The sequence below is a fragment of the Paenibacillus montaniterrae genome (genome assembly GCF_018403185.1).
In the GTDB taxonomy this organism is placed as follows: Bacteria; Bacillota; Bacilli; order Paenibacillales; family Paenibacillaceae; genus Pristimantibacillus; species Pristimantibacillus montaniterrae.
On record NZ_BOSE01000030.1, the window covers coordinates 1 to 1,077 of the forward strand.

Annotated in this window: 1 protein-coding gene; it reads left to right on the top strand. The window is 51.1% G+C overall.

Annotated elements, in window-relative coordinates:
* A partial coding sequence (locus KJS52_RS26970) for a transposase (protein WP_213520728.1) occupies positions 1-1,062 on the top strand: 1,062 nt, incomplete at its 5' end.
* Positions 1,063-1,077 lie beyond the last annotated feature (15 nt).

Genomic DNA, 1,077 nt, shown 5'->3' on the forward strand with positions numbered 1-1,077 from the left:
AAGCTGCCGTTTCTGTCCAGGCTTTTTGATGCCTCTACCAAGTCCTATGGCTGGTGCATGAATCTGGTTGTCTTGCAAGCGGTGTGTAAGAATGGGCTGGAGTATCCGCTCTTCTCTAGCATTTGGCGCAAGCCCGATGAGGATACCGAGGGGCTAAGCAAGTTTGATCTTGCGAAGCAGATGCTTCTCATGCTGCGCGAGTCGGTCTCGTGTCGACTATGGGTGGCGATGGATCGATGGTATCTAAATAAAGCATTTTTCGTATTTCTGCAGGCCCATTCCTTCGACTGGGTGACCAAGGCCAAGCGCAACACCGCGCTCTACCGTAAGATCCAACAACCGGGGAGGCGTGATCGCTTTGTACCGGTTTCACCCCGGCAGCTCATCGTCGAGTCGTACAAGCGTCTGACTTCCGGCAATGGGTTGTCCGCCGTTGCCATTGATGGCATTTACATGAAGCTTCCATACGAAACCCTTGGCCGCAAGGGCCAACTGGTGACCAAGAACCGCCTCGTACCGATCGCCGCCGTCGCGGCTATTCGAATGAACGAGGAGGAGACGAAGGCTGACCACGCTAGCACAGAAGAAGATCCCGCCACCTACAAAGGGGCGTATTTACTCATTAGCAACCGCTGTGATGCGCCTCGCGAAGTACTCGCCGTCTATGAAAAACGGTGGCGGATTGAGGTTTTCTTTCGCGCAGCCAAACAGGAGCTAGGCTTTGAAGCATGCCATTCGACTTCGGAAGCACATCAAATCGCGCATCTGGAAATGGTCTTTGCTGCCGAAACCTTGCTTTCCTATGCTTTATGGTATGTAAACAAAGAAAAAACGAGTGATGAAAGCTGCACCCACGGCGAAATGGTTAACGGCTTCTTCCACACTCGTTGCCAGGTTCGGTTCAGACACCACAAGGGATCTGAACGAATCTATCTTGATTTTGACACAGAAGTACGCCGTTTTGCAACACTTATTTCTGAATTTTGGCCGTCGCAGCTTGCTATGTATTGGTGGCCCGTTTATTCAAGGAAAGATTCTCACCATTACCAGTTAATCTCGTGAACTGCATAAGTCATG